Origin of the sequence: Haemophilus sp. UMB1048 (assembly GCF_030218125.1) — a bacterium.
Taxonomy (GTDB): Bacteria; Pseudomonadota; Gammaproteobacteria; order Enterobacterales; family Pasteurellaceae; genus Haemophilus_D.
Genome location: NZ_JASOPB010000015.1, coordinates 1 through 1,245, shown reverse-complemented (window position 1 = coordinate 1,245; position 1,245 = coordinate 1). Strand labels below are relative to the sequence as shown.

Here is a 1,245-nt window from a genome sequence, read left to right as displayed (position 1 = left end):
GGCGTGTAGGTCGCATAACCCGGAGAGAATCGTAACACATGAGCGCCGCGCTTCAATACTTCGACGAAAATTTACCCCATCGTCCCTATCACACGGATGATCTCGCTTTTGGTCTTCGCATCTCCGGCAAAGGGCGTGCGCTTCTTGCGCGGTACATACAGCAGAACCAGCCTCATGCGCAGTTCTGGCTGGTTTTTGACGTTGACCGCGAGGGGGCTGCGATTGACTGGAGCGACCGGAACGCTCCCGCGCCGAACATCACCGTTAAAAATCCTGTGAACGGACACGCTCACCTGCTCTACGCACTCAACATCGCCGTGAGAACCGCGCCTGATGCCTCGGTTAAGGCGCTGAAATACGCCGCTGCGATTGAACGTTAGCTGTGTGAGAAACGTTGTGCTGATGTGAACTACAGCGGACTGATTTGTAAAAATCCGTTCCACCTGGAATGGCAGGTGATGGAGTGGCGAGAGGAAGCCTATACCCTCGATGAACTGGCTGATTATCTCGATTTGAGCGCCTCAGCGCGCCGTAGCATCGATAAACATTACGGGATGGGGCGAAACTGCCACCTGTTCGAAATGACGCGCAAATGGGCTTACAGGGCGATTCGTCAGGGCTGGCCAGCGTTCTCACAGTGGCTTGAAGCGGTGATCCAGCGTGTCGAAATGTACAATGCATCGCTTCCCGTTCCGCTTTCACTGGCTGAATGTCGGGCTATTGGCAAGAGCATTGCGAAATACACGCACAGGAACTTCACGCCGGAAACTTTCGCACAGTATGTGGCTGATACGCACACGCCAGAAATTCAGGCTGCACGCGGTCGCAAGGGCGGTTCTAAGTCTAAGCGCAGCACAGTAGCTACATCTGCACGCACGCTGAAACCGTGGGAGGCATTAGGGATCAGTCGCGCCTGGTATTACCAACTGAAAAAACGAGGTCTCGTAGAGTAGACCAAATAAGCCTATATCAGATAACAGCGCCTTTCTGGCGTCTTTTTGAGCAGCAGGTTTTTTGCCGTTTTTCCCCGTTCAGCCCTGCAATGGCGCGGCTTTCCGCGTGATTGTGGTGGTAGTGCTCGCCGCAGTCTCATGACCGAGCGTAGCGAGCGAATGAGCGAGGAAGCACCAGGGAATCGGAACACGGATGGAGGCACTTACGCGTCTGGGTTTGGGGATGTCTCCAGATCGTACTTAAGTTCCTTAAGTGCTTGTAATATCCTGTCTTTTTTATAGCATAGCTCGC

The 1,245-nt window shown here is 53.8% G+C and carries 1 protein-coding gene and 1 pseudogene; both read left to right on the top strand.

Annotation, left to right across the window (positions count from 1 at the left end; all coding sequences use genetic code 11):
• Positions 1 to 38: 38 nt before the first annotated feature.
• Positions 39 to 494: pseudogene (locus QP437_RS10615) on the top strand (replication initiation protein); the annotation flags it as partial.
• A 60-nt stretch (positions 495 to 554) separates the two neighbouring features.
• Positions 555 to 953, top strand: a complete 399-nt coding sequence (locus QP437_RS10610) for a primase alpha helix C-terminal domain-containing protein (protein ID WP_032263160.1) — start codon at positions 555 to 557, stop codon at positions 951 to 953.
• Positions 954 to 1,245: the final 292 nt, after the last annotated feature.

Excerpts from the sequence above, each read along its gene's own strand:
- QP437_RS10610 (WP_032263160.1), top strand. The coding sequence starts at position 555 with ATGGGGCGAAACTGCCACCTGTTCGAAATGACGCGCAAATGGGCTTAC.